The following is a 2800-nucleotide window of genomic DNA, read 5'->3' on the forward strand; positions in this document are numbered from 1 at the left end:
CTCGACGCAGGACACCAACCGCCCCGCCTGCCCACGCAACGCCTCAACACCACGACCCGAAACCACCCAAGGCACCACAACAGGCTCGATGCGCTCCGTCACCGGGCCGGTGTCCTCTGTCGGCTCCGCGGCCGCCTCCGCCTGCGGCGCCTGCTCCAGGATCACGTGGGCGTTGGTGCCGCTGACCCCGAAGGAGGAGACTCCGGCTCGGCGCGGCTGGCCGGTCTCCGGCCAGGCCCGCCGGTCCGTCAGGACCTCCACGGCGCCGGCCGTCCAGTCCACCTGGGGGGTGGGTTCGTCCACGTACAGCGACTGGGGCAGCGTGCCGTGCCGCATGGCCAGCACCATTTTGATGACACCCGCGACGCCGGCGGCGGCCGCGGTGTGGCCGATGTTGGCCTTCAGCGAACCGATCCACAGCGGCTGATCCTCCGGCCTGCCCTGCCCGTAGGTGGCCAGCAGTGCCTGCGCCTCGATCGGGTCACCCAGGGTGGTGCCGGTGCCGTGCGCCTCGACCGCGTCGACCTGAGCCGACGACAGCCCGGCGCTCGCCAGGGCCTGGCGGATGACGCGCTGCTGGGACGGCCCGTTGGGCGCCGTGAGGCCGTTGCTCGCGCCGTCCTGGTTGACCGCGGAGCCCCGGATCACGGCCAGCACCGGGTGGCCGTTGCGGCGCGCGTCCGACAACCGCTCCAGCACCAGCATGCCCACGCCCTCGCCCCACGCCGTACCGTCAGCCGCTGCCGCGAAGGGGCGGCAGCGCCCGGTACGGGAGAGTGCTCCCTGACGGCTGAACTCGACGAAGGTCTCGGGGGTGGACATCACGGTGACACCGCCCGCGAGCGCCAGCGAGCATTCGCCGTTGCGCAGTGCCTGTGCGGCCAGGTGCAGGGTCACCAGCGATGAGGAACACGCCGTGTCGACGGTGACCGCCGGTCCCTCGAGCCCGAAGGTGTAGGAGAGGCGTCCGGACACCACGCTGGCCGCGATGCCTGTGGCCAGGAAGCCCTCCGACTGCTTGGGAGAGCGCCGCAGCAGGGCCGCGTAGTCCTGGCCGTTGGTGCCCGCGAAGACACCGGTACGGCTGCCCTTGAGCGACGACGGGTCGATGCCCGCCCGTTCGATCGCCTCCCAGGAGGTCTCCAGCAGCAGTCGCTGCTGCGGGTCGAGCGCCAGCGCCTCGCGAGGCGAGATCCCGAAGAACGCCGGGTCGAACTCGCCGACCCGCTCAAGGAAGCCGCCTTCGCGGACGTACGAGGTGCCCGGCCGGCTCAGCTCCGGGTCGTACAGCCCCTCGACGTCCCAGCCGCGGTCGGCGGGGAATTCGGAGAAGGCGTCACGTCCGTCGGCCAGCAACTCCCACAGTTCCTCCGGCGAGTTCACCCCGCCCGGGTACCGGCAGCTCATACCGATGATGGCGACGGGCTCGTGCTCCCCGGACTCCACTTCCTGCAGGCGTTGCCGCGTTTCGTGAAGCTCACCCGTCACTCGCTTCAGGAAGTAGCGAAGCTTGTCCTCGCTGGTGTTCGTCACGCGGTACCACTCCAGGGTTTCAAGAAGTTCGAGAAGTTCGAGAATTCGTCACACATCGGTGGGAGAACACCGGATGTAGGGCTCAGGAAATGCCGAGCTCATTACTGATGAAGTCGAAGACTTCATCGTCGGAGGCCGATGCGAACTTTTCGGCCGCCGTCTCGGCGGGGTCCTCTTCCGGCGCGATGCACAGTTGCAGCAGCGCTTTCAGCCGGACGGAGATCTCTCCGCGCGCATCGTCTTCGGTGATGATGTCGGCGATTTCGGATTCCAGCCTGTCCAGATCGCCGAGCAGGGAATCGAAACGCTTGGGCCCGTCCTGGCTCAACTCGGCGCGCAGATGGTCCGCGAGGGCTTCAGGCGTCGGATAGTCGAACGCGAGCGTGGCCGCGAGCCGCAGCCCTGTCGCGTTGTTCAGGCGCTTGCGGAGTTCAACGGCGGTGAGCGAGTCGAAGCCGAGGTCCTTGAACGCCCGGTCGGCGGTGACCGCCTCCGTGGTGGCGTGCCCGAGTACCACGGCGACCTGGTGCCGTACCAGCTCCAGCAGCCTCCGCTGCTGTTCCGGCGGAGTGAGTCCGGCCAGCTCGTCCCGGAACGTGGCGTCGGTGTCCGGACCGTGGCCCGCAGCACCGCCGCCCGCCGCTTCCAGGGCCTGGCGAGCCTCGGCGATCTCGTCGATCAGCGGGGCGGGGCGGCCCGTGGCCAGCCGGTGCGCGAAGCGGTCCCAGTCCACGTCCGCGACGGCGACACAGGCCTCGTCGCGGTCCAGCGTCTGGCGCAGCACCGCGACGGCGTCGTCCGGTGCCATGGGCACGATGCCGCCGCGCTGCAGCCACTCCTCGCCGACCCTTTCGGTGGCCAGACCGCCGTCCGCCCACGCTCCCCAGGCCACCGAAGTGCCCGGCAGACCGAGGGCGCGGCGGCGCTGCACCAGCGCGTCCAGGAATGCGTTGGCGGCCGCGTAGTTGCCCTGTCCCGCGCCGCCGACCGTACCGGCCATCGACGAGAACATGACGAACGCGGACAGGTCCAGGTCGCGGGTCAGCTCGTCGAGGTGCGCGGCGGCGCCGGCCTTCGGGCCGAGCACGTCCGGGAACCGCTCCGGCGACAGCGCGTCCACCACGCCGTCGTCCAGTACTCCGGCGGTGTGCACCACAGCGGTCAACGGCGGTAGCCCGGGATCCTCCGTCAACGACCCCAACAACTCCGCCAGCTCACCACGGTCAGCGACATCACACGCCGCCACCGTCACACCCGCACCAAGCCC

General features: G+C 70.2%; 2 protein-coding genes. Both read right to left on the reverse strand.

Going from position 1 to position 2800, the window contains the following annotated elements:
* Positions 1–1533: type I polyketide synthase (locus ACIRU3_RS47540; protein ID WP_404070677.1), on the reverse strand; the 1533-nt coding region annotated here is incomplete at its 3' end.
* A gap of 82 nt (positions 1534–1615) precedes the next feature.
* Positions 1616–2800, reverse strand: a 1185-nt coding sequence (locus tag ACIRU3_RS47545) for a beta-ketoacyl reductase (RefSeq protein WP_404070680.1), incomplete at its 5' end; no start/stop codon positions are given.

Origin of the sequence: Streptomyces sp. NPDC101151, assembly GCF_044768335.1 — a bacterium.
GTDB lineage: Bacteria > Actinomycetota > Actinomycetes > Streptomycetales > Streptomycetaceae > Streptomyces.